Consider the following 21,229-nt stretch of genomic DNA (forward strand, 5'->3'; position numbering starts at 1 on the left):
AACGAATCCTAAAGGCGCCGCGCGCTGGACTGGTACACGCAACTGATGTTCGCCCAGCACATTGCCAATCTGGCCCCTGTGTGGGGGCGCCCCACCGGCGCCGGTAAATCGGCGACCTTGTGCAGCCTCATCAGCCAACTGATTGCAATGTACCGCCCGCGCTTGTTTATTGTCGAAGCCGGTAACAGCTTCGGGCTTATCGGCGACCTGGCCAAACGCCTAGGGCTGACGGTGAATCGGGTAAAGCTGAGTCCGGGCTCCGGGGTCAGCCTGGCGCCCTTTGCTGATGCCATACGTCTGGTTCAAAGCTCAGACCCGATCAAGGTACTGGCACCTGACGATGTTGAGTCGTCTGACGCCCACACCAGCAGCCAGGATGAGCAGCGCGACATTCTGGGCGAACTGGAAATCGCTGCTCGCCTGATGATTACCGGCGGCGAGCCCAAGGAAGAAGAACGCTTGACCCGCGCCGACCGCAGCGCCATCCACCACAGCATTCTGGCGGCGGCTAAAACCTGCGCCCATGCTGGCCGTTCGGTGCTGACCCAAAACATTCGCGACGCACTCAAAGCCGCCGCACAGGTTGAAGACTCACCTGAAACCCGGCGCAATCGCATGCAGGAAATGGCCGAGTCCATGGACTTGTTTTGCATGGGCGCCGATGGCGACATTTTCAACTGTGAAGGGACGCCCTGGCCCGAGGCCGACATCACCATTGTCGATCTGGCGACCTATGCGCGCGAGGGCTACAACGCGCAACTGTCGATCGCCTACATCTCGCTGCTCAACACCATCAACAACCTGGCCGAGCGCGACCAATACAAAGGCCGCCCCATCGTCAAACTGACCGATGAAGGCCACATCATCACCAAAAACCCGCTGCTCTCACCCTACGTGGTCAAGATCACCAAGATGTGGCGAAAGCTGGGCGCCTGGTTCTGGCTGGCCACCCAGAACGTGGATGACCTGCCGCCTGCGGCCGCACCGATGCTGAACATGATCGAGTGGTGGATCTGCCTGAACATGCCGCCGGATGAAGTGGAAAAAATCTCCAAATTCCGCGAACTGAGCCCCGCGCAAAAAGCCCTGATGCTGTCGGCACGCAAGGAGAGCGGCAAATACACCGAGGGCGTACTCCTGTCCAAAAGCATGGAAGTGCTGTTCCGCGCGGTACCGCCCAGCCTCTATTTAGCGCTGGCCATGACCGAGCCCGAAGAAAAGAAAGAACGCTACGACGTGATGCAAAGCCTCGGGCTCAACGAACTGGACGCCGCCATCCACATTGCTGCCCGCATCGACCGGCTGCGCGGCATCGAACCTCACAGCATCACCTTCCCTGCCCCCACCACGGCCTTGGAGCCTCCGGTATGAGAACACTCAACACCCTGACCCAGAACTTGATCGAAAGCCTCACACAGTTGCTTCAACAACCGGGTGAAGACGCTTTGCACACCCTCGAAGTCTGCGCCCCCGTGCTGATCGAACAATTGCAGGAAGTACTCAACCGGGCCGTTGACCGTCGCGATATTCAAGGCCAATTACGAGCCGTGCTTGAAAGTTGGCTGAGAGACCATCCGCAAGCATCAGGCGCGCAGACCGCGTTGTTTGAGGCACTCAGCAGACATGGATTGGTGGGCGCGCGCGGCGATGCTTCGGTTTGAAATAGTTTTTAACCAAATAGCGTTCAGGAGAAAGCCCCATGAAAGGCCCCAAAAACCCGACTCAGTGCTTGAATTCGATGGTTCAAAAAAACGCTGAAACCCCTGATAAATCAGCCTGCCCCACGTGCGAAGAAGAGATGTTTTTTGCGCTTAAAGACGCTCATCACGAATTTTCACTGCCACTTACCACCTTGTTGCAGTGCCTGCAGCTCGCAGAACACCATGGAGGCGTTCCCACGCTGCCCGTCGAATGGTGGGTGCAATTGCATCAGCGCTACGAACTCAAGCTGAGGATCTGAAGATGGATGTGTATAAAACCAAGGTGGGCCAAACAACCCATACAAAAATTACGGTGACAAACTTTGAGCGCGACACACTGAAAGAAGCCCCCTACTACCAGGCAGGCAAGCCTGGGAAAGGGTCGTTACACTTTGCGGTGTGCCCGGCCTGCGAGAATCCAATCCAGATCCTCGGCCTCTACAAAAAGCTGGCCCATACACCAGACCCCTACGCCAAGCACTACTCAAAGTCAGTGACTTACCTGGCCGAATACGATCATGAGTCGTATGAGTTTTGCCCTTACTCCAACCCCGACCGCAATCCTGACCGCGATGGTCGGAGAACGCCGGGCTCGAAGATTGCTATCAGTATTTTAAATCTGCTGATCAATCACTTTGACCAAGTGATTTACATGATCGAAGAATCGACAGGGATAAAAATCGGCAACGCCTTTGCCGAACGTATGTTGAACAGTTACCGCGATCATCAAGGACATCTCTACAAAGCTGCGACCCTGCTCAACATCCCGTGGATTTTCGCCTACATGGCCAATGCCAAATCCATCACCCGGCAGCGGGTTCACAACAATCCAGCTCTGCTGAAGGCATTGCGTGAACACCTGCCTGAAGCGCAGATAGATGCCGAGGGTGGCCAGAAAGGCGTCTTAAGACCTAAAAACGATAAAGACTTCCTGAACATCAATGTGAGCTACATCCACCACACCATCACCAGTACCGACAATGTAATCACCGAGACCATGAAAATGGTCGTTTTCACCCAGCGCAAAAAAGTCAACGTGGAGCTTTATGAGCAGGTGATCACCTTTGATCCCAACCACTTCTTGGCGCTTATTAACGTGTCAGAAGACCGCGCTTATCGCCCTCGTAAAAATGAGCTGGTTGCGATGGCCCAGAAAATTCTGGGTGGTAAATCGTAGGTGGCGGCATTGGCCTGGAGTTGCACACCCATACGCGGTTGCACTTTAAGTACCCCAGCGTTACCCTTTCGACGTCGCTGCACATCAGCGAACGGGTTTGACGGCCCGATTAACAATAGGCGCACAGGCGCCCCCGTTACGATTGCAGGCGCTTTTTTTGCGTCCGCATCTTCGTTAATGGCGGCTGTGCGTGGGAGACCTTCGGGTCTGCCGGGTTTCCTATTGTCCCGGTCCGTCAACCTGCGCACAGCTGCCACCCTAAATCGTTTGACGGCGGTTCGTGGCAGCTCCTCAACAATAGGAGTAATGCCAGATGCACGCTCTCAATCCGTTCAAAAAATGCCCGACGCGTACTGTCGCCCTGCACAACGTCCAACTCCTCGATGCGAAACGAGGTGCCTTATGAACGTCTCACCGTTGATCAAAACCGTTGGCGGCGCCACCTTTGGCACCTGCAACGCAGAGAACCAGCGCCTGTTCAGCGTCATTGCCGGTGTCTCAGGTGAAGAAGCCCTGCAACATGCCTCTTTGCTGTTGAACTGCGTCAACACGCTCTCTTACCTGGGCGCCATGGACGATGGCCACGAAACCATGCGCTGGGCGTCGCACTACCTCAGCGAAATGGCGAAAGCGATCATTGACGACGTGACCTTGGGGCTGCAAGACGTACCGTAAAGGTATGGGTTTAGCGTCAGCCCATGGGCAGCCCCATCGTTACCGGGTGGGGTTATGTCCTGCTGCTAATGACACGACAGTCGCCACAACTGATCCAGCCGGGTCGTATAGCTTTGACTCATCATTTCCCTGCGCATGCCCCAATCCGGCTTGATGGGCACACTGGCAGCCCGTAGCGTGCCCCTGCCCCAGCGCGCGTTAATTTGATCCAGAACGGCCATCACCCTGGTCGCCTCTGCGGGCTGATTGACCGCAAACAGATCATCAGAGAACTCGCCCGGTTGCCGTAGATCCATGAGCAACACCTCAGCCTTGCTGTATTTGAACCCGGGCTGAAAAACATGGGTGAGCGCTTCGACAGCAGCCTTGGTCAAGAGGGGCCGATTCCCACCCCGACAGGAATACCCGTGCACTTCAGGATCCTGGCGCGCAACGCCCGCCCCATGGCGGTGGCGTCCGGAAGGCCCGTAAAGTCGGCGAACGACTCATCAATGCTGTAGACCTCCGCCGCTGGCACCATCGATTCAATCAGGCTCATGACCCGCTCGCTCATGCCGCCATATAGCGCATAGTTCGAAGAGAACGCAATAATGCCGTGCTGCTCCAACCGCTGCTTGATCTGAAAATACGGCTCGCCCATTGTCACAAACGGCTTGGCGTCACAACTGCGGGCGATCACACAGCCATCGTTATTGCTGAGCACCACGATGGGGACTTTGGCCAAATCCGGCCTGAACACCCGCTCGCAACTGGCATAGAAGCTTTTGCAGTCGATCAGCGCGAAAACCGGAGCGATCGATCACCGCCAAATCCCCTGAAAAAATCCCGATCCCTTGCATGCTGTCGCCATCGATAGACGCCAGATAAACATGCGGCGCGCGAACATTGAGCACTTCATCCAAAGAAATCGCCTGCTCGATATGATCCGCCGCCGGTGACGGAAGCCCGGCCGGAATCTTGAACAAACACAGCGGTATAGGAACTCCGCCCTCCACGAGAGGACCTAAAAGAGTGAAGCTCATGACGCGCGCCTTTAATTAACTGTATGAATATACAGTTAACCGCGTAGGACAGATCTGAGCAATACGCCCGCATGAGATTTAGACGAGAGGAACATCCCGTTTAATGCGTCTACGCTCCCTGCAGTCGCTACAGCCATGAGGCCCTCGCCATGTGCGGACGATTTGTGCAGTAATTTTGAAGGGAGAAAATATCTAGCAAATCCAATACTTCCGAGACGATGGCTTCTCAGGCGGGAAATGGCAACAATTCGGAGACCGACCACTAGTTTAGAATGCAAGATCCTATATTCAATAAAACCGGCCTAAAATATATTTTCAAATTTTCTATATGGAATCAGAAATCAACTTATTAAGCTTTTTCCAGTGAGGTTTCAGCTGCTTCTTGATAGATTTAGACTGCATAATTTTTGCAGCTCTAAAGCCATAAGAAATAAAATTTCTTCGACCTAAATAGCTGTAACCCCGGTATATCGTACGAAGAAAAAGCTCTTTTGGTAACTCTCCCCTCCCAGCACGAAGTTCATTGCATCGATCCATTGCTTTCTTACTTACACGAATCCGTTTTCCAAGCTTCTTGTAGTAGCGTGTCATGGATGATGATCGGATGTGTTCACGTTGACCATCAAACGAAAACCCAAGATAGTGAACCGCTTTATCCGATTTTAGCTGACCATTTTTATCGAAATTAAAATGACGGATTTCAGTTTTCTTATGTTGCAGATTAAGCTTGAGTGTTGCGATTTCCTTTTTAACAAACTCATGGATATCATCCTCATGTTCCAAATCACAGATTATTAGGAGATCATCACAATACCTGAAGAACACAGACTCTGTCAGGGACAACTTTGACAGTAGCTTCAGATCAAATTCAAGCATATAAAGATTTGATATAAACGCACTTATTGGCGACCCCTGAGGAATACCGAATAACTCCGGATTAACGCTTAAAAGCCCGCCTTTTCTTACATCATCGCGAAATTGTTTAGGCGTACACAACCGGGCTCCTCGCACGCGAGGGTTATGAATAGAAATCCCGAGTTTTTTATACAGATCGATTTTATTTACTTTTGCACTTCTAGTTATAGCTTTGAACACCGCAAAGTGATCACTGGGAAGCCTATCGACACATAACAATTTCTCCCATGCTTTTTTCAGCATTGAATGATCAAGCCGATCAAAGAACTTCTCAACATCAAAAGCCAACACACAACATTCGCCACGATTTTTAATCTCATTAAATGCATCATGAGCAAAGTTAATATTACTTTTTGAGTCAATTGAGCGAAATGCCAATATTGAGGTATGCAAACCTTTTCGCACCAATTCCTCCTCATATTTCTTGCTTAGCAATGAACAGTAGTAAGCATAAATATGAGAGTCTAAATGTGCCGAATAACTTATTGGCCTTGGCTTAGAATTTTTAGTAAATACACCCCGATCATTATCCAGCCGATACTTTATTACTTCAGATGTATAGCTAATAAAAGGATAGAAAGAATGACTTGCCACTTTTTCGGGAGAAGAAACATAGTTCAATGCTGACTTTTCACCTAGCGGGCGATCAAAATGCAGATACTTTCTTGGCTTAAACCACTGTAAATCGTCCATGTTTTACCTTAATAAGCCAACCGGCGGGACTAGGATGGCGACAATCCCGGAGTCGTCCCGCCGGCTCAACTTAATGCTCTAAACATTATCCATCTTTTCAGACTAGGCCGCGTATTGCTAGAGTTGACATATAATGTCAGTATCACTATTACATTTGGAGGTTCTCAATGAAGAGATTCCGCGTGCTGTTGTTTGCCGTGTGTATCCCGCTGATAAATAATCATGGGTGGCTTGACAACATGTGATCCACCTCATGGCCTTATGCCATGAGCAAGATCGAATTTAGCATAGGGCGCGTGCAAGGGCTAGAGGCAAGAACGATTTTTATGCGTACCACAAAAAGGTGGTGCTAGCGCATACAGTAGGATTTATGATTTTCTAAATTGAAGCTTTGGCTACAAATACAATCCACACCCCAATAATCTGAAAGTCCCGGCGCTTCTCCCATTACTACCAAGAAAACCATCCCCCACTAAAAACCGTTTTCCTACTGCACCTACTCACTGTTTCTAGTCCCATGCACCTGAGCCCATCTCAGGTACAGCACCATGCCCACCCAACAAGCCCTCACCCTCATACCGCTTAAAGTGGTGCTATTGCTCGCCTTACTAACCATAACCACATTCGCCCAAGCCCAAACCTGGGTCATCACAGACCAAACGCACCCCATCACCTCCCCCGGCCCAGCCCGAATCATTCTTTTAGACCAGCAACAACACCTCGAGTCCGAGCTGTCCCGCGCCCTCCCCTCAGACCCACACCAAGCCGCCGCGATCATCCAAAGCCGCCTCAACAGCCCCTCCGGCAAACGCTTACAAGCCGAACTCGCCAAAGCCCAACAAGACCTTACCGATGCCTAGAGCATAGGTATCACCAAGATCCCTGCCGTCGTTGTTGACCGCCGCTACGTCGTCTACGGCGAGCCGGATGTAGCCAAAGCCTTGGTCCTCATCAACAACGCCAAAGGCCAACCGCAATGAACCGCTGCCTGCTCCGCCCTCTGTCGCTGGCTCTTATCTGTAGCCTGCCCTTCAGCGCCTCTGCATCGATCACTTCAGCAACGATCATTGCCTCGTCGCTGTCGCCTCAATGCCTTGAGTACAAAGTGGTTGGCATTTGCTATTGGCTGCTGTGCACGGCGCTGGGCTGCAAGGTGAAGACGTCGACCAAGGTGCGGCATTACGTGCCAGATACGGTGATGTCGGCGTATTCCAATACCGGGGCTAACCCGTGGGTTGAGATGTCGCCTTTGGGAACGCCGACTCCGTTGTCTCAGGCGGGCAATGACGCTACGACCAATCATATTGCCGAGAACGCGGCACTTAAGTTCAAAGAGGCGGATGTAATCGGGCACCCGGGCGGTGCTGTATTCAGTGAGTTCGCCAGTGCGTCGGGGTATGCTTGCCAAGGCGCGACGGCGCCGTGGATGCCGTATTACTTGAGCACGCTTGATCCTATTACCTGGCGGTACGGTATCCCTGAGGCGGTTTATCCAGAAGCTCGGGCAAGTCCATGTCTATTTGCCCATGCAAGCTTCTGCGCGCGACGGCTATTGGCATGCAGGTGAGCTTACTGAGGGCGATGCCACTACCGGCAACGCCGACGCTCAGTCAATCGTGTGCCGTATTCCCGCATTCAACACCACAGGTTCAGGCCGAGGACGGTGGTTACGCCTGGGCGCTCTGGCGTCCATACGCCTGCTGTCAGCGGCGTGGCCAAACCTTCCTGGGGAGTACGGACTTTTAATGAGCATCCAGACCAACAGCGATCGGAGCATGTCATGAAAATCACTCCCTGGTTGATCGGAACCCTTTACAGCCTCTGCAGCGCGACAGCCTGGTGTGCTGACCCTATCAACGCTTTGTCCTCTGGCAGCGTGATCGGGGATGAGGTGCTTTACAGCATCGGAGGTGGCAGCGCGGTCGCTATGGGCAGTGCTGGCAACATGCAGAGCATTCAGGTGGGTGGCGGCTGGAACAACAATCTGGTCTGCGGAAACATGAGCATGACCAACACCCTCGAAAACCAGTTGAACGGGGCCTCAACCCTCTTCGCCCTCATGATCACGCGCGGCTGTATAAAAAATTATGATTGGGGTTGAGGCAATGTCATGGCCAGTAGGAGCTCGGCTCAAAATACGCTCAACTAACCGCAGCACTATTGATATACGAACATTCCTACCTAGCAATGAACGTCGTCCGAAAGACACTTCGTATTTTGATCAAATGGCACCGCCAGTGGGCTACTGCAGATTGACATCACCCGGGCGCGAAACTACTGTTCGCCCTAAGACGGCTGCATGTCAGCAAGTGCATGGTGAACTTTTTGCCTTTCAGTCTGCGCGTCCCACCGAATTTCAGGCACAAAAAAGCCGGTAGACCCTGAGGTGCGTACCGGCTGTTTTGATGTTGCATATGGTGGGTCGTGTGGGATTCGAACCTACGACCAATTGGTTAAAAGCCAACTGCTCTACCAACTGAGCTAACGACCCGCTTCGTTGTGGTGCGTATAATACTGATTTTTAACGAGAATTCAACACCTTGTTAAAAATAAATGTGAAATAAATCAAAAGTAACGTGTTGGGTCCGAAACGCCGGCCGCTTGAAAGCCTTCTGCACGCAGGCGGCAGCTGTCGCATTTGCCGCAGGCTTGGCCTTGGGCGTCGGCCTGGTAGCAGGATACGGTGAGTGAGTAATCCACGCCGAGCCTGATTCCCGCCTGGACGATCTGCGCCTTGCTCATGTTTTGCAGTGGCGCTTTGATGCTAAAGCCCTGCCCCTCAACACCGGCTTTGGTCGCCAGGTTGGCCATGGCTTCGAAGGCTTCTACGAACTCCGGACGGCAGTCCGGGTAGCCGGAATAGTCCACCGCATTGACGCCAATGAAGATGTCCCGCGCTTGCAGCACTTCTGCCCAGCCCAAGGCCAATGACAGGAATACGGTGTTACGAGCCGGCACGTAGGTTACCGGGATGCCTTCGCTGGGTGCTTCGGGTACATCAATGGAGCTGTCGGTCAGGGCTGAGCCGCCAATACCGTCCAGGTTCAAGCCAATGACTTTGTGCTCAACCGCGCCCAGGTCGCGAGCAACACGTGCTGCAGCGTCGAGCTCGGCGCGATGGCGCTGGCCGTAATCAAAGCTCATGGTGTAGCAGCGATAACCTTCAGCGCGAGCCATGGCCACCACGGTGGCCGAGTCGAGGCCGCCGGACAGCAAAATTACCGCTCTTTTTTCAGTGACAGCAGTGTGTTCAGTCATTTCAGCGCCCCGGCTCGTCATTCCAAAGATATTTGTGCAGTTGCATTTGCAAACGTACAGGCAAGTTGTCCGCGACAATCCAGTCGGCCAGGTCACGGGCCGCCAGATCGTGATGGCTCGGCGAAAACAGCACTTCACCGGCGCGTCGCTCCAAACCGTATTCAATCAGCTTGGACACTGCCCAGTCGTAGTCCTCGCGCGAGCAGATCACGAACTTGACCTGATCGTGCGGCGTCAACAACGCAATGTTTTCGTAGAGGTTGCGATGGGACTCTTTGGAGCCAGGGGTTTTCAGGTCGAGCACACGACTGACGCGTGGGTCGACAGCCGAAATATCCAGCGCACCACTGGTCTCGATCGAGACGTCGTAACCCGCGTCGCAAAGCTGCTTAAGCAATGGAATGGCATTAGGCTGCGCCAAGGGCTCGCCACCCGTCACACACACGTAGCGCGGACGAAAATCGGCCACTTGCTCAAGAATGCTGTCGAGGGAGCGCACGGTGCCGCCACTGAAGGCGTAGGCACTGTCGCAATACTGGCAGCGCAATGGGCAGCCCGTTAGACGTACAAAAACGGTGGGCAGGCCAGCCGTTCGCGTTTCACCCTGCAAAGAGTAAAAAACTTCGGTAATTCTCAATGTGTCTTGCATATCCGCCACGGGCGTAACAGCTAAACAGGCTGTCCGCCTCCGTCAGGCACTCTAAAGAATCTGCACTCGCAGGACTCAGAAGAGCGTATTTCATAAAAGGGCGTGGATTCTAACGAAAAAACCCGCGACAAGCGCGGGTTTCTCGATGAAAGCTTCGTATGGCTTACATGCGCTGCAAATCGCGCTGGGCCAACTGTGCCGCCGACGTGCCAGGATACTGTGCAACAACCTGTTGCAAGATGCCTTTTACTTTGTCGGTATGGCCCAGACGGCGCTCTACGTCAGCCAGCTTGTAGAGCGAATCCGGCACTTTGGCGTGCTTGGGATATAGCTGGCTCACTTTGGCGAAGGCCTGACCAGCACCTTGCAGGTCGCCTTTGGCCAAGCTCACTTCACCCAACCAGTACTGAGCATTGCCCGCGTATTGGCTGTTTGGGTATTTGCGCAGAAAGGCCGCAAAGGCCTGACTGGCTTTGTCGAAATCCTTGGCTTTGATCAAGTCGAAAGCAGCATCGTAGTAGAGCTTTTCTTTCGCTGGATCACCCGGTTCCGAGCTGGCAGCAGCCTGAGGTGCAGGCGCTGCAGTATTACCGGCGGCAGCAGCACCACCGGCAGCAGAATTATCAGGTGCGGCAGCTGCAGGAGCGCCCGTACCAATACGCCGATCAAGTTCCTGGTATCGCTCCAGGCTTTCTTGCTTCATGCGTGAAATATCATTTTGCAAAACTTCGATCACACCCTGTTGGCGTGAGATCTGATCCTGCATTTGCTGCAGTTGGTTGAACAGCTCGCCCTGTGCCGAGACAGGGGTCGAAACCCCTCCCCCGGCATAGGCGCCGCTCGCACCATAACCCGGTGATGGATAACTCCCCCCGCTATTGCCAGAGTTGTCATCGACCACAGGAACCGCAGCCCATGCCGCTAGCGGCATGAGGCTGAGAGTCAGAATAGTTACAGCACGGCGGCACGTTCGCATGACGAATTACTTACGCAGTTCGACGCGACGGTTCTGAGCCCACGACTGTTCGTCGTTGCCAGTAGCAACTGGACGCTCTTTACCGTAGGACACCAGTTCCAGTTGTGCTGGAGAAACACCTTGCAGTACCAGGTAGCGTTGAACGGCTTTCGCACGACGCTCGCCCAGTGCCATGTTGTACTCACGAGTACCACGGGCGTCAGTGTTACCTTCCAGAACGACGCGAGCGCCGCTAGCTTTCAGGTCTTTAGCGTGAACGTCCAGAGCGCGCATTGCTTCTGGTTTCAGGTCCGAAGAATCATATTCGAAGTAGAAAACAGTAATGGCACGCAGAGCAGCTTCTTCGCTCAGGGAGCCATCAACAGCGCCTGTGTTTGCGCCGTAACCAGCGTTTGGATCAACAGCAGCGCCTTCACCGGCATTGTCGCCGCCTTTGGACGAGCAACCTACAGCTACAGCCATGGCCAGTGCCAGCGCAGCGAATTTACCAAACTTCAGCATTTCCATCGTAAAACTCCTAATGAACCCCAAGTGTTATGTGCAACTTGAATCTATCACCACGTCAGTTCAGGTAAGGGGACCAGGAAGGTTCTCTGACTTCGCCTTGAGCGGTAGGAAGAGGGAGCCTTACGCGTCCATTGATGGACACGAGCATCAAGACTCCCCGGCCCTGCTGGCGGGTGGCGTAGATTACCATGGTGCCGTTGGGCGCAACAGTAGCTGACTCATCAAGGTTAGTATCTGTGAGGATTTTTACACTTCCTCTTTCCAAATCTTGAGCCGCAACACGGAAATTGGTAAATCCGTCCTGACGGTGAATCATGACCAAGGTCTTTTCATCCGCCGACAGCTTAGGGTTGGCGTTGTAGTTACCGATAAAGGTCACGCGCTGCGCTGCACCACTACCGATCGTGGTTTTGTAGACTTGTGGCTTACCGCCACGGTCAGACGTGAAGTAAATGGTCGAACCATCCTTGCCCCAGAACGGCTCGGTGTTGATACCAGGACCGTTGGTCACGCGGGTGATCTGGCGCGAGGCCATGTTCATCACGTAGATGTCCGGGTTGCCGTCTTTAGACAGTACAAACGCCAACTTCGAACCATCCGGCGACCAGGCTGGCGCACCGTTCAGGCCTTCAAAGTTGGTGACTTGCTCACGATGGCCGGTATCGATGTTCTGAACGAAGATGCGCGGACGCTTCTGCTCGAACGACACATAAGCGATGCGCTTGCCATCCGGTGCAAAGCGTGGCGACAGGATCGGCTCGCGCGATTGCAGCAGGGTCACCGCACGCGCGCCATCGTAGTCGGAGCGCTGCAGGGTGTAGCGGGTGTTGTTGACACTGGCGCGCTCAGCCGTCACGTAGAGCAGACGGGTCGAAAATGCACCTCTGATGCCGGTCAGTTTTTCAAACGACTGGTCAGAAATGTAGTGCGCCATGTCGCGCAGTTGCTCAGTGGTGCCCGACACGCTGCCGGTCAACACCGGTTGCTCGGTCGACACGTTGAACAAGGCATATTGCACCTGCAGGCGACCGCCCGCTGGCACGATATTACCGACCATCACGTACTGTGCGCCCAGCGCCTTCCAGTCACGGAAGATGACTTCGCTGGCCTGGGTCGGCTGGCTGATCATGTTCTGCTTTGGAATCGGTGAGTAGTAACCCGAGTTACGCAGGTCGTTACCCACAATTTCAGCGATGTCGTCAGGCAGGACGGTACCGCCCTGCCAGCCGAACGGCACGACTGCAATAGGTGTTGCCCGGTCGCTACCGCTGGTAACCAGGATGTTCTTTTCTTCAGCTACAGCCATCCCTGCCATGCAGCAGACGATGACGAGCAGTCCTCGAAAAAATTTAATCACAAGGCTAGATCCTCAGGTGTGAATGTCATCTTGAATGATCGGTAAGGATTAAAATCGCTAGGCTTCAAGCTTTGCATTTCCGTTAAACGGCCAATGTTTTTGACCGCTGCCACAGCCGAACTGTCAAACGGACCATCACCACTGGACTTGGCAACCGTCACCGACGTTACCGTGCCATCTGGCAACATGCCAATTTGCAGCACAACCTTCATGTTCTTACGGGCCGAAGGTGGACGCGCCCAACCTTCTGCAGCGCGAGAGCGAATCAGGTCATCAAAGTTACCGGCGACCTCATCACCCTGCTCGTCTGCCAACGCCTGCTGGCGTTGCGGCGTATCAGAAAGCAAATCCGCCAAGGCCTGGGCCTTTTTCTCTTCGGCAGATTTACGCGCTGCTTCTACAGCCTTTTTCTTGGCCGCTTCAGCAGTGGCTTTCTTCTTGGCATCTTCAGCAGCTTTCTTCTTCGCGTCGTCTGCGGCAGCCTTTTTCTTGGCGTCCTCAGCCGCTTTTTTCTTGGCATCCTCAGCGGCTTTCTTCTTCGCGTCTTCAGCGGCCTGTTTCTTGGCCTCTTCTTCAGCGGCTTTTTTAGCCTCGTCGTCTGCTTTCTTTTTAGCGATATCAGCCAGCTTTTTCTCTTCAGCCTTTTTAGCGTCCGCTGCCTTTTTGGCATCGTCGGCTTTCTTCGCGTCATCGGCCTTCTTGGCTTCGTCGGCTTTTTTAGCCTCGTCCGCCTTCTTCGCTTCGTCCGCTTTTTTGGCTTCGTCTGCTTTCTTCGCTTCAGCTGCCTTCTCGGCAACCTCTTGTTTCTTTTGTTCCGCGGCTTTTACAGCTTCCTGTTCAACCTTCTTCTGCTCCATCTGTTCGACTTCAGTCTGACGCGCAGCCGATTTTTTTGCCTCACCCGCAATCTTCTGATTGGTTTGAGTCGTCGCCTGACTTTTTGACTTCAGTTGATACAAAGTAGCTTGAACAATGGGTTTTGCGGGCGGCAATTCTGGCGTCATGGCAAAGCTGGCGAACAGCATGCCGAAAATCAGGACGTGCAGCCCTACAGCCCAGACGGTAGGCCAAAAATAATTTTCAGAGGCGGACGGCTCCCGCTGGTCGCGCATCAGGGAGCCTCGGTAATCAAGCCAACGTTACCGACCCCAGCTTTTTGCAGGCCACCCATGGCACCCATTACAGCGCCGTAATCCACGGTTTTGTCACCGCGAATAAAGACTTGGGTCTGCTTGCCGCCCTCGTTGCCCGCGCGAATGATCTTGGTCACCGCGTCAGTCATCTGAGGCAAGGTCATCGCCTTGTCCATTTGTTTATCGGTGTCAACTTCACTGCCAAGGTTCCAGTAATAGGTCTTGTCAGCCTTGATCGAAATTGTCAGAACCTGAGTGTTGTTGTCTTGCGGCAAGGCCTCGCTGGAGACCTTAGGCAAATCAACTTTCACACCCTGGTTGAGCATCGGTGCGGTCACCATGAAAATCACCAGCAGCACCAGCATCACGTCGATGTATGGCACTACGTTCATTTCGGCAACCGGCTTGCGCTTCTTGCGAGCTCGAGCGATTAAAGCCATTGGGAATTACCTGCTTATTCTTCGCTGGTGTGCACTTTACGGTGCAGGATCGCCTGGAATTCATCGGCGAAGGTGTAGTAGCGGCTGATCAGCGTTTCGCTACGTGCAGCAAAGCGGTTGTAAGCAATAACAGCCGGGATGGCAGCAAACAGACCAATCGCGGTTGCAACCAATGCTTCAGCAATACCCGGTGCAACGGTCGCCAGGGTCGCTTGCTGGGCAGTCGCCAGACCACGGAAGGAGTTCATGATGCCCCACACGGTACCGAACAGACCGATGTACGGGCTGACCGAACCAACGGTTGCCAGAAATGGCAGGCTTTGCTCCAGTTTTTCTTCTTCGCGCGAAATCGCTACACGCATGGCACGCGCAACGCCTTCCATGACGGCTTCCGGGTCAACGCCCGGCTGTTGACGCAAACGCGAGAACTCTTTGAAACCGGCGCGGAAGATTTGTTCAACGCCAGAATCAGGGTCCGGGTTGCTGCCCGCCTGACGATACAGTTTTGACAAATCGATGCCCGACCAGAAACGCTCCTCAAAGCTGTCCAGGGCACGTCGACCGGCACGCAGCATGGTGCTGCGCTGAAAAATCATAATCCACGAGGTAACCGATGCAGCCAGCAAGGTCAACATTACCAACTGCACCACAATGCTGGCATTGCTGACCAAACTCCACATGGAGGAATGGTCGACGACGTTAGCTTCCACGCTTTATCTCCTGCTCTAAATGTTTACCCGCGCCGCTTACGTCGGCAAAGGCCGTACGTAAAGCTTCGGGAATGGCCCGGGGTTTAAAACTATCGGCGCGCACACAGGCCACCAAAAACTGCCCTTCACAGAGCAAGGTTGTATCCGCAGCCCGCCAGACCTGCTGCTTGAAACGCAGGCTGGCACGGTTGAGTTCTGTTACTTGAGCGCTTATCAACAGTTCGTCGTCCAGTCGCGCCGGTGCGTGGTAACGCGCCTCGCTGGAATGCACGACAAATAACAGGTTCTCGCCTGCCAGCGCGGATTGGGCAAAGCCCAGCTCCCGCAGCCTTTCGGTTCGAGCCCGCTCCATAAACTTAAGATAATTTACGTAATACACGACGCCACCCGCATCGGTGTCTTCGTAATAAACGCGACAGCGATGTGCGAACGGCTCAAGCCTGTTTTGCGCGCGCATACTCTAGTGCTTACTCCTCAGGTTGCCAATCCGCCAAACCACTGTTTTTTACGCTTCTTAGACTTTAATACCCAAGTTTTTTAGCGCCAGCCCTTGAGACAGCAAAAAGCGCAAAAAAATCAGCTGCGGATCGCTTAATTAATCATCCACAGCGTTCAAAAAACCATCCACAGCGGGGGTTTCGCCCAGTCGTGACGGAATGTTCAGACCAAAGTGTAAATAAGCATGTCGCGTCACCACTCGACCCCGAGGCGTACGCATGATGTAGCCCTGCTGAATCAGGTACGGCTCCAGCACATCCTCAATGGTGTGACGCTCTTCGCTGATGGCGGCGGCAAGGTTATCGATACCCACCGGCCCACCATCGAACTTCTCGATCATGGTCAGCAGCAAACGCCGGTCCTGATGATCGAAACCATGCTCATCTACGTCCAGCAGATTGAGCGCCAGGTCTGCTACCGCCTTGGTGATGTGCCCCTTGGCGCGCACTTCGGCGAAATCACGCACCCGGCGCAGCAGACGATTGGCAATACGCGGCGTCCCCCGCGCCCGACGAGCGATTTCATAGGCGCCTTCCGGATCAAGCGGCAAACCAAAAATGCTGGCCGAACGGCTGACGATCGTTGCCAGGTCATCCGTACTATAGAACTCTAGCCGCTGAACAATCCCGAAACGATCGCGCAATGGGTTGGTCAGCATCCCGGCACGGGTCGTCGCGCCCACCAGGGTAAAGGGCGGCAAATCCAGTTTGATCGAGCGCGCAGCCGGCCCTTCACCGATCATGATGTCGAGCTGGAAGTCTTCCATGGCCGGGTACAAGACCTCTTCCACAATCGGCGAGAGTCGATGAATTTCATCGATAAACAGCACGTCGTGGGGCTCAAGGTTGGTCAGCAATGCAGCAAGATCACCGGGCCGTTCAAGCACAGGGCCCGAGGTGCTCTTGATCGACACGCCCATTTCCTGGGCAATGATGTTGGCCAACGTGGTTTTGCCCAAACCGGGCGGGCCAAAGATCAGCGTGTGGTCCAGCGATTCTGCGCGCCCGCGAGCCGCTTGAATAAACAGCTCCATCTGCTCACGCACAGCTGGCTGACCAATGTAATCCCCCAGGCTCAAAGGGCGGATCGCACGATCCTGCACGTCTTCCCGGTCGCGCCCACTCGAGGCGGTTATCAAACGATCAGCTTCAATCACTTAAATCATTCCCTTAAGGGCACGGCGAATCATGTCTTCACTGCTCAACGTTTTGTCTTTGATGGCCGACACCGCCTTGCTCGCCTCCTGAGGTTTATACCCCAACGAGATCAAGGCGCTGACCGCATCACTCTCGGCACTGGCCACCGGTACCGGTGCATCCGGCTGGTTAGGCACCAACGCAAACATGCTCGGCACTTGCTCCCAGGCCTTAAAGCGATCCTTGAGTTCAACCAGTAACCGTTCGGCTGTTTTTTTGCCGACTCCCGGCACCTTGGTCAAGGCCGAGGTGTCCTGAGCCTGCACGCAACGCACCAGCTCATCAACCTCCAAACTGGACATCAAGGCCAGCGCGAGCTTGGGACCGACGCCATTCAGGCGGATCAGCTCACGAAAGAAGTCACGCTCACGCTTACCACTGAAACCATAGAGCAACTGCGCATCTTCGCGAACCACCAAGTGCGTGTGCAGGGTCAGCGGCTCACCAATTGAAGGCAAACGATACAGCGTGGTCATGGGCACTTCGACCTCATAGCCCAAGCCGTTTACATCGAGAATCAAGTGCGGCGGCTGTTTTTCAGCCAGAGTGCCACGCAAGCGTCCAATCACGTTCAGATCCTTTTCTCTGGCCAGATCAATGGCTGACAAGTAGAACAACAGAGCCGCATCATTGCAGGTGCAGCCCTGTTAGCAAGTTTAATCAGGCTAAAAGGCCCTTTTCAGAGACGCAAACGCCCGCCACGGCGGCGCGCCGCCCCCAAACCATGAGGCAACAGGCTGGAACGGGTGTGCGCATGGCACAAAGCAATCGCCAGCGCATCAGAAGCATCGACCTGTGGTTTGGTGGTGAGCTTGAGCAAGTGCATGACCATCATCATCACCTGCTCTTTATTCGCCCCGCCCGTCCCCGCCACAGCTTGCTTGATTTGTGTTGCAGAATATTCGGCAATCTCCAGGCTTTCTTCGGCGCCCGCGACAATTGCAGCCCCTCTGGCCTGGCCCAGTTTCAAGGCCGAGTCGGCATTGCGGGCCATAAAGACTTTTTCAATGCCCATGGTGACCGGGCCGTAGGTCTGAATAACCTCACGCACCCCGCGATAGACAATCTGCAAACGCTCATGCAGTTCGCCGCCGCCCGTACGAATACACCCCGAGGCCACGTACACACAGCCACGCCCAGTGTCTTGCACTACGCCATAGCCGGTGATTCGCGAACCCGGGTCAATACCAAGAATAAGAGTCATAACGCCTGCAGCTTATGAAGTGACGCCCACCGGCACATACCCGGACAGCTTAAAGGCAGAAGCCGGAGGTGCACAGCGCCGCGATCATCGCGGCGTTGCACCTCCGGCCTCTGTTAGACGGGTTCAGGTCAGGCGAGCTGTTCCAGCACCGCATCCGGGATTTCAGCGTTGGAGTAGACGTTTTGCACGTCATCCAGGTCTTCGAGCATGTCGATCAGCTTAAGCACTTTTTCGGCGCCTTCCAGATCCAGCTCGGCACTGGTAGTAGGCAGCATCACGATTTCTGCGTCAGCCGGGGCAAAACCCGCCGCTTCAAGGGCGTTACGAACGGCGTAAAAGCCCGCAAACGAGGTGAAGACATCGATGGAGCCATCGCTGTTGGTCACCACGTCATCGGCATCGGCCTCCATCGCAGCTTCCATCAAGGCATCTTCATCTACGCCCGCGGCGAAGGAAATCTGCCCCTTGCGCTCGAACAGATACGCCACCGAGCCATCCGTACCCAGGTTGCCACCGCACTTGCTGAACGCATGACGCACCGCAGCCGCCGTACGGTTACGGTTGTCGGTCATGCATTCGACCATCACCGCCACACCACCCGGGCCGTAACCTTCGTAGCTCAGCTCGACCATATCGTCGGTTTCAGCCGCGCCAGCACCCCGCGCAATCGCCCGATCAATGATGTCGCGGCTCATGTTCGCGCCCAGCGCCTTGTCCAGCGCCAGACGCAGACGCGGGTTCGTAGCAGGATCACCACCGCCCTGACGGGCAGCAACGGTCAGCTCACGAATCCACTTGGTGAAAATCTTGCCTTTTTTGGCATCCTGACGCTCTTTGCGGTGCTTGATGTTCGCCCACTTAGAATGACCTGCCATAACCCACTCCGAATCCTTGATGAAACCTTGCCGGCCTCAGCACATGCCGTGGCCCCGCAATAAAATACTCGACCCAATGACAAAGGCGCATCCGAAGATGCGCCTTTGAAGGTCAGACTTACTCCGCCTTAGGCTGTTCGCGCAAACGAATGTGCAGCTCGCGCAACGCTTTGGCATCTACCAGACCTGGCGCCTGAGTCATAACACAGGCAGCGCTCTGGGTTTTCGGGAAGGCAATCACTTCACGAATCGACTGAGCACCAGTCATCAGCATCACCAGACGGTCAAGACCGAATGCCAAGCCACCGTGCGGCGGTGCGCCGTACTTCAGGGCGTCGAGCAGGAAGCCGAACTTCTCTTCTTGCTCTGCTTCATCAATGCCCAACAGGCGGAACACCGCTTGCTGCATTTCTTTACGATGGATACGGATCGAACCGCCACCCAGCTCAGTACCGTTCAACACCATGTCGTATGCGCGGGACAGAGCGGTAGCCGGGTTGGCTTCCAGCTCTTCTGGCGAGCATTTTGGTGCGGTGAACGGGTGGTGCAAGGCGCTGAAGCTGCCGTCGTCGTTCTCTTCGAACATCGGGAAGTCGACAACCCACATTGGCGCCCACTCGCAAGTCAGCAGGTTCAGGTCGTTACCCACCTTGATCCGCAGTGCGCCCAGCGCTTCGCTGACGATCTTGGCCTTGTCGGCACCGAAGAACACGATGTCGCCATCGACTGCGCCAACGCGATCCAGGATCACATTGAGGTTAGCTTCAGGGATGTTTTTAACGATCGGCGATTGCAGACCTTCAACACCTTTAGCCCGCTCGTTGACCTTGATGTACGCCAGGCCTTTGGCACCGTAGATGCCAACGAACTTGGTGTAGTCGTCGATCTGCTTGCGCGGCATGCTCGCAGCACCCGGCACACGCAGGGCGGCAATACGGCATTTAGGGTCGTTGGCCGGGCCGCTGAACACCTTGAAATCCACTTCTTTAAGCTGGTCAGCAACGTCAACCAGTTCCAGCGGGTTACGTAGGTCTGGCTTGTCGGAACCGTAGCGACGCATGGCTTCTTCGAAGGTCATGTGCGGGAATTCACCGAACTCCAGATCCAGCACTTCCTTGAACAGGTTGCGGATCATGCCTTCGGTCAGGCCCATGATGTCTTTTTCGTCGAGGAAGCTGGTCTCGATGTCGATCTGAGTGAACTCAGGCTGACGGTCGGCACGCAGGTCTTCGTCACGGAAGCACTTGGCGATCTGATAGTAACGGTCGAAACCGGCCACCATCAGCAGCTGTTTGAACAGTTGCGGCGACTGCGGCAAGGCGAAGAAAGAACCGGCGTGGGTACGGCTTGGCACCAGGTAGTCACGCGCACCTTCAGGGGTGGCACGGGTCAGGATCGGTGTTTCAACGTCCAGGAAGCCGTTTTCGTCCAGGTAGCGACGAATGCTGGTGGTCATGCGCGAACGCAGACGCAGCTTGTCGAGCATCTCTGGGCGACGCAGGTCGATAAAGCGATAACGCAGGCGGGTTTCTTCGCCAACGTCAGAGAATTCGTTCAATGGGAACGGCGGAGTCTCAGCTTCGTTCAGGACTTCCAGCTCGTAACCCAGCACTTCGATCATGCCCGAGGCCATGTTGGCGTTCACAGCACCGGCCGGACGCAGGCGAACCTTACCGGTCACCTTGACAACGTACTCGCTGCGCACGCGGTCGGCAGCAGCGAAGGTCTCAGCACGATCCGGATCGAACACAACCTGCGCCAGACCATCACGATCACGGATATCGAGGAAAATCACCCCACCGTGGTCACGGCGACGATGAACCCATCCGCAAAGGGTAATTTCCTGGCCTTCCAGGCTTTCGTTCAGTTGGCCGCAATAATGGCTGCGCATCATGGTAGTGGTTTCACTTCTCGTAATTCGTAATTCGGTGGAGGTCTTGCGCACCGTCGGTGCTGGTGTGACTGCAAGATCCCGCTTGTGTTCAGAGGGCTTTCGCTCAACCTCAGTCGGACTTGTCGCCGCCTGCCAGATTCTTTTTCGCGCCCGTCTTGAAGTCTGTTTCATACCAGCCTGTTCCGCTTAGGCGAAAGCCTGGCATGGACAGCAGTTTCTTCAGCTCAGGCGCCTGGCAGGCAGGACAATCAACCAGTGGCGAGTCACTGATCTTTTGGATGGCTTCCAGCTGATGACCACAGGAAGCACATTGGTAATCGTACATGGGCATTGGCGTGTCTCGACAATCC

General features: G+C 54.6%; 20 protein-coding genes, 1 tRNA gene and 6 pseudogenes. 8 read left to right on the forward strand and 19 right to left on the reverse strand.

Annotated elements, in window-relative coordinates; translation table 11 throughout:
• Positions 1 to 12 precede the first annotated feature (12 nt).
• The 5 genes and pseudogenes from TU84_RS15775 to TU84_RS15795 form a co-directional block, all read left to right on the forward strand.
• Positions 13 to 1,371 (forward strand): annotated as a pseudogene (locus tag TU84_RS15775) (conjugative transfer ATPase); the annotation flags it as partial.
• Entirely contained in the window at positions 1,368 to 1,661 is a 294-nt protein-coding gene (locus tag TU84_RS15780) for a hypothetical protein (protein ID WP_048370532.1), read from the forward strand. The pseudogene TU84_RS15775 and the gene TU84_RS15780, both read left to right, overlap by 4 nt.
• A gap of 38 nt (positions 1,662 to 1,699) precedes the next feature.
• Entirely contained in the window at positions 1,700 to 1,960 is a 261-nt protein-coding gene (locus tag TU84_RS15785; RefSeq protein ID WP_053225252.1) for a hypothetical protein, read from the forward strand.
• 2 nt (positions 1,961 to 1,962) lie between these two features.
• Positions 1,963 to 2,877: a hypothetical protein gene (locus TU84_RS15790; RefSeq protein WP_048370534.1), complete on the forward strand. Its 915-nt coding sequence runs from the start codon at positions 1,963 to 1,965 to the stop codon at positions 2,875 to 2,877.
• 402 nt (positions 2,878 to 3,279) lie between these two features.
• Positions 3,280 to 3,552, forward strand: coding sequence for a DUF3077 domain-containing protein (locus TU84_RS15795; protein ID WP_048370536.1), 273 nt, complete (start codon positions 3,280 to 3,282; stop codon positions 3,550 to 3,552).
• A 65-nt stretch (positions 3,553 to 3,617) separates the two neighbouring features.
• Here TU84_RS15795 and TU84_RS25625 read toward each other — a convergent pair.
• From TU84_RS25625 to drt2, 3 genes and pseudogenes are all read right to left on the reverse strand, one after another.
• Positions 3,618 to 4,348: pseudogene (locus tag TU84_RS25625) on the reverse strand (Y-family DNA polymerase).
• Positions 4,341 to 4,574, reverse strand: a pseudogene (locus TU84_RS15805) (LexA family protein); the annotation flags it as partial. The pseudogenes TU84_RS25625 and TU84_RS15805, both read right to left, overlap by 8 nt.
• Before the next feature lie 324 nt (positions 4,575 to 4,898).
• Positions 4,899 to 6,182 carry an antiviral reverse transcriptase Drt2 gene (drt2, locus tag TU84_RS15810; RefSeq protein WP_048370538.1) on the reverse strand — a complete coding sequence of 428 codons (1,284 nt, stop codon included), beginning with the start codon at positions 6,180 to 6,182 and terminating at the stop codon, positions 4,899 to 4,901.
• 548 nt (positions 6,183 to 6,730) lie between these two features.
• On the opposite strand from drt2, the pseudogene TU84_RS15815 reads away from it, so the two are divergent.
• From TU84_RS15815 to TU84_RS15825, 3 pseudogenes are all read left to right on the forward strand, one after another.
• Positions 6,731 to 7,162 (forward strand): annotated as a pseudogene (locus TU84_RS15815) (TIGR03757 family integrating conjugative element protein).
• Positions 7,159 to 7,928 (forward strand): annotated as a pseudogene (locus TU84_RS15820) (TIGR03756 family integrating conjugative element protein). Before TU84_RS15815 ends, TU84_RS15820 begins: the two co-directional pseudogenes overlap by 4 nt.
• A 34-nt stretch (positions 7,929 to 7,962) precedes the next feature.
• Positions 7,963 to 8,235: pseudogene (locus TU84_RS15825) on the forward strand (integrating conjugative element protein); the annotation flags it as partial.
• Between the two features lie 362 nt (positions 8,236 to 8,597).
• Here the strand turns inward: TU84_RS15825 and TU84_RS15830 are convergent.
• The 16 genes from TU84_RS15830 to TU84_RS15905 form a co-directional block, all read right to left on the reverse strand.
• A tRNA-Lys gene (locus tag TU84_RS15830) sits at positions 8,598 to 8,673 on the reverse strand.
• A gap of 74 nt (positions 8,674 to 8,747) precedes the next feature.
• The gene (gene queC, locus TU84_RS15835) at positions 8,748 to 9,440 is read right to left on the reverse strand and encodes a 7-cyano-7-deazaguanine synthase QueC (RefSeq protein ID WP_048370542.1); all 693 of its coding nucleotides are present in this window, start codon (positions 9,438 to 9,440) and stop codon (positions 8,748 to 8,750) included.
• A 1-nt stretch (position 9,441) separates the two neighbouring features.
• Positions 9,442 to 10,089 (reverse strand): 7-carboxy-7-deazaguanine synthase QueE, encoded by a 648-nt coding sequence (queE, locus tag TU84_RS15840; RefSeq protein WP_048370543.1) that lies wholly within the window; start codon positions 10,087 to 10,089, stop codon positions 9,442 to 9,444.
• A 163-nt stretch (positions 10,090 to 10,252) separates the two neighbouring features.
• Positions 10,253 to 11,065: a tol-pal system protein YbgF gene (gene ybgF, locus TU84_RS15845; protein ID WP_048370545.1), complete on the reverse strand. Its 813-nt coding sequence runs from the start codon at positions 11,063 to 11,065 to the stop codon at positions 10,253 to 10,255.
• Between the two features lie 6 nt (positions 11,066 to 11,071).
• A complete protein-coding gene (gene pal, locus TU84_RS15850; RefSeq protein ID WP_048370547.1) occupies positions 11,072 to 11,572 on the reverse strand; it encodes a peptidoglycan-associated lipoprotein Pal in 501 nt (166 codons plus the stop codon).
• Between the two features lie 55 nt (positions 11,573 to 11,627).
• A complete protein-coding gene (gene tolB / locus TU84_RS15855; RefSeq protein WP_194286902.1) occupies positions 11,628 to 12,887 on the reverse strand; it encodes a Tol-Pal system beta propeller repeat protein TolB in 1,260 nt (419 codons plus the stop codon).
• 38 nt (positions 12,888 to 12,925) lie between these two features.
• Positions 12,926 to 14,041, reverse strand: coding sequence for a cell envelope integrity protein TolA (gene tolA, locus TU84_RS15860; RefSeq protein ID WP_048370550.1), 1,116 nt, complete (start codon positions 14,039 to 14,041; stop codon positions 12,926 to 12,928).
• On the reverse strand, positions 14,041 to 14,493 hold the full coding sequence (gene tolR, locus TU84_RS15865) for a protein TolR (RefSeq protein WP_162207691.1): 453 nt from the start codon (positions 14,491 to 14,493) through the stop codon (positions 14,041 to 14,043). Before tolR ends, tolA begins: the two co-directional genes overlap by 1 nt.
• Before the next feature lie 23 nt (positions 14,494 to 14,516).
• Complete coding sequence (tolQ, locus tag TU84_RS15870) at positions 14,517 to 15,212, reverse strand: protein TolQ (RefSeq protein ID WP_048370552.1); 696 nt, start codon at positions 15,210 to 15,212, stop codon at positions 14,517 to 14,519.
• Positions 15,202 to 15,669, reverse strand: a complete 468-nt coding sequence (gene ybgC / locus TU84_RS15875) for a tol-pal system-associated acyl-CoA thioesterase (protein ID WP_048370554.1) — start codon at positions 15,667 to 15,669, stop codon at positions 15,202 to 15,204. Before ybgC ends, tolQ begins: the two co-directional genes overlap by 11 nt.
• A 138-nt stretch (positions 15,670 to 15,807) precedes the next feature.
• Complete coding sequence (ruvB, locus tag TU84_RS15880) at positions 15,808 to 16,866, reverse strand: Holliday junction branch migration DNA helicase RuvB (RefSeq protein WP_048370557.1); 1,059 nt, start codon at positions 16,864 to 16,866, stop codon at positions 15,808 to 15,810.
• Positions 16,867 to 17,475 (reverse strand): Holliday junction branch migration protein RuvA, encoded by a 609-nt coding sequence (ruvA, locus tag TU84_RS15885; protein ID WP_048370816.1) that lies wholly within the window; start codon positions 17,473 to 17,475, stop codon positions 16,867 to 16,869. It lies immediately after the preceding gene.
• A gap of 110 nt (positions 17,476 to 17,585) precedes the next feature.
• The gene (gene ruvC, locus TU84_RS15890; protein WP_048370560.1) at positions 17,586 to 18,110 is read right to left on the reverse strand and encodes a crossover junction endodeoxyribonuclease RuvC; all 525 of its coding nucleotides are present in this window, start codon (positions 18,108 to 18,110) and stop codon (positions 17,586 to 17,588) included.
• A gap of 128 nt (positions 18,111 to 18,238) precedes the next feature.
• Positions 18,239 to 18,985 carry a YebC/PmpR family DNA-binding transcriptional regulator gene (locus TU84_RS15895; protein WP_048370562.1) on the reverse strand — a complete coding sequence of 249 codons (747 nt, stop codon included), beginning with the start codon at positions 18,983 to 18,985 and terminating at the stop codon, positions 18,239 to 18,241.
• 118 nt (positions 18,986 to 19,103) lie between these two features.
• On the reverse strand, positions 19,104 to 20,879 hold the full coding sequence (aspS, locus tag TU84_RS15900) for an aspartate--tRNA ligase (protein ID WP_048370563.1): 1,776 nt from the start codon (positions 20,877 to 20,879) through the stop codon (positions 19,104 to 19,106).
• Between the two features lie 109 nt (positions 20,880 to 20,988).
• Positions 20,989 to 21,210 carry an FmdB family zinc ribbon protein gene (locus tag TU84_RS15905; protein ID WP_048370564.1) on the reverse strand — a complete coding sequence of 74 codons (222 nt, stop codon included), beginning with the start codon at positions 21,208 to 21,210 and terminating at the stop codon, positions 20,989 to 20,991.
• Positions 21,211 to 21,229 lie beyond the last annotated feature (19 nt).

Origin of the sequence: Pseudomonas helleri (assembly GCF_001043025.1) — a bacterium.
In the GTDB taxonomy this organism is placed as follows: Bacteria; Pseudomonadota; Gammaproteobacteria; order Pseudomonadales; family Pseudomonadaceae; genus Aquipseudomonas; species Aquipseudomonas helleri.

Bases quoted from the DNA above. Each gene is read 5' to 3' on its own strand.
- TU84_RS15780 (WP_048370532.1), top strand. From the start codon at position 1,368: ATGAGAACACTCAACACCCTGACCCAGAACTTGATCGAAAGCCTCACA.
- TU84_RS15785 (WP_053225252.1), top strand. From the start codon at position 1,700: ATGAAAGGCCCCAAAAACCCGACTCAGTGCTTGAATTCGATGGTTCAA.
- TU84_RS15795 (WP_048370536.1), top strand. From the start codon at position 3,280: ATGAACGTCTCACCGTTGATCAAAACCGTTGGCGGCGCCACCTTTGGC.
- aspS (WP_048370563.1), bottom strand. From the start codon at position 20,879: ATGATGCGCAGCCATTATTGCGGCCAACTGAACGAAAGCCTGGAAGGC.
- TU84_RS15895 (WP_048370562.1), bottom strand. From the start codon at position 18,985: ATGGCAGGTCATTCTAAGTGGGCGAACATCAAGCACCGCAAAGAGCGT.
- drt2 (WP_048370538.1), bottom strand. From the start codon at position 6,182: ATGGACGATTTACAGTGGTTTAAGCCAAGAAAGTATCTGCATTTTGAT.
- queC (WP_048370542.1), bottom strand. From the start codon at position 9,440: ATGACTGAACACACTGCTGTCACTGAAAAAAGAGCGGTAATTTTGCTG.
- pal (WP_048370547.1), bottom strand. From the start codon at position 11,572: ATGGAAATGCTGAAGTTTGGTAAATTCGCTGCGCTGGCACTGGCCATG.
- tolA (WP_048370550.1), bottom strand. From the start codon at position 14,041: ATGCGCGACCAGCGGGAGCCGTCCGCCTCTGAAAATTATTTTTGGCCT.
- ybgC (WP_048370554.1), bottom strand. From the start codon at position 15,669: ATGCGCGCGCAAAACAGGCTTGAGCCGTTCGCACATCGCTGTCGCGTT.
- ruvC (WP_048370560.1), bottom strand. From the start codon at position 18,110: ATGACTCTTATTCTTGGTATTGACCCGGGTTCGCGAATCACCGGCTAT.
- TU84_RS15905 (WP_048370564.1), bottom strand. From the start codon at position 21,210: ATGCCCATGTACGATTACCAATGTGCTTCCTGTGGTCATCAGCTGGAA.
- TU84_RS15790 (WP_048370534.1), top strand. From the start codon at position 1,963: ATGGATGTGTATAAAACCAAGGTGGGCCAAACAACCCATACAAAAATT.
- queE (WP_048370543.1), bottom strand. From the start codon at position 10,089: ATGCAAGACACATTGAGAATTACCGAAGTTTTTTACTCTTTGCAGGGT.
- ybgF (WP_048370545.1), bottom strand. From the start codon at position 11,065: ATGCGAACGTGCCGCCGTGCTGTAACTATTCTGACTCTCAGCCTCATG.
- tolB (WP_194286902.1), bottom strand. From the start codon at position 12,887: ATGGCAGGGATGGCTGTAGCTGAAGAAAAGAACATCCTGGTTACCAGC.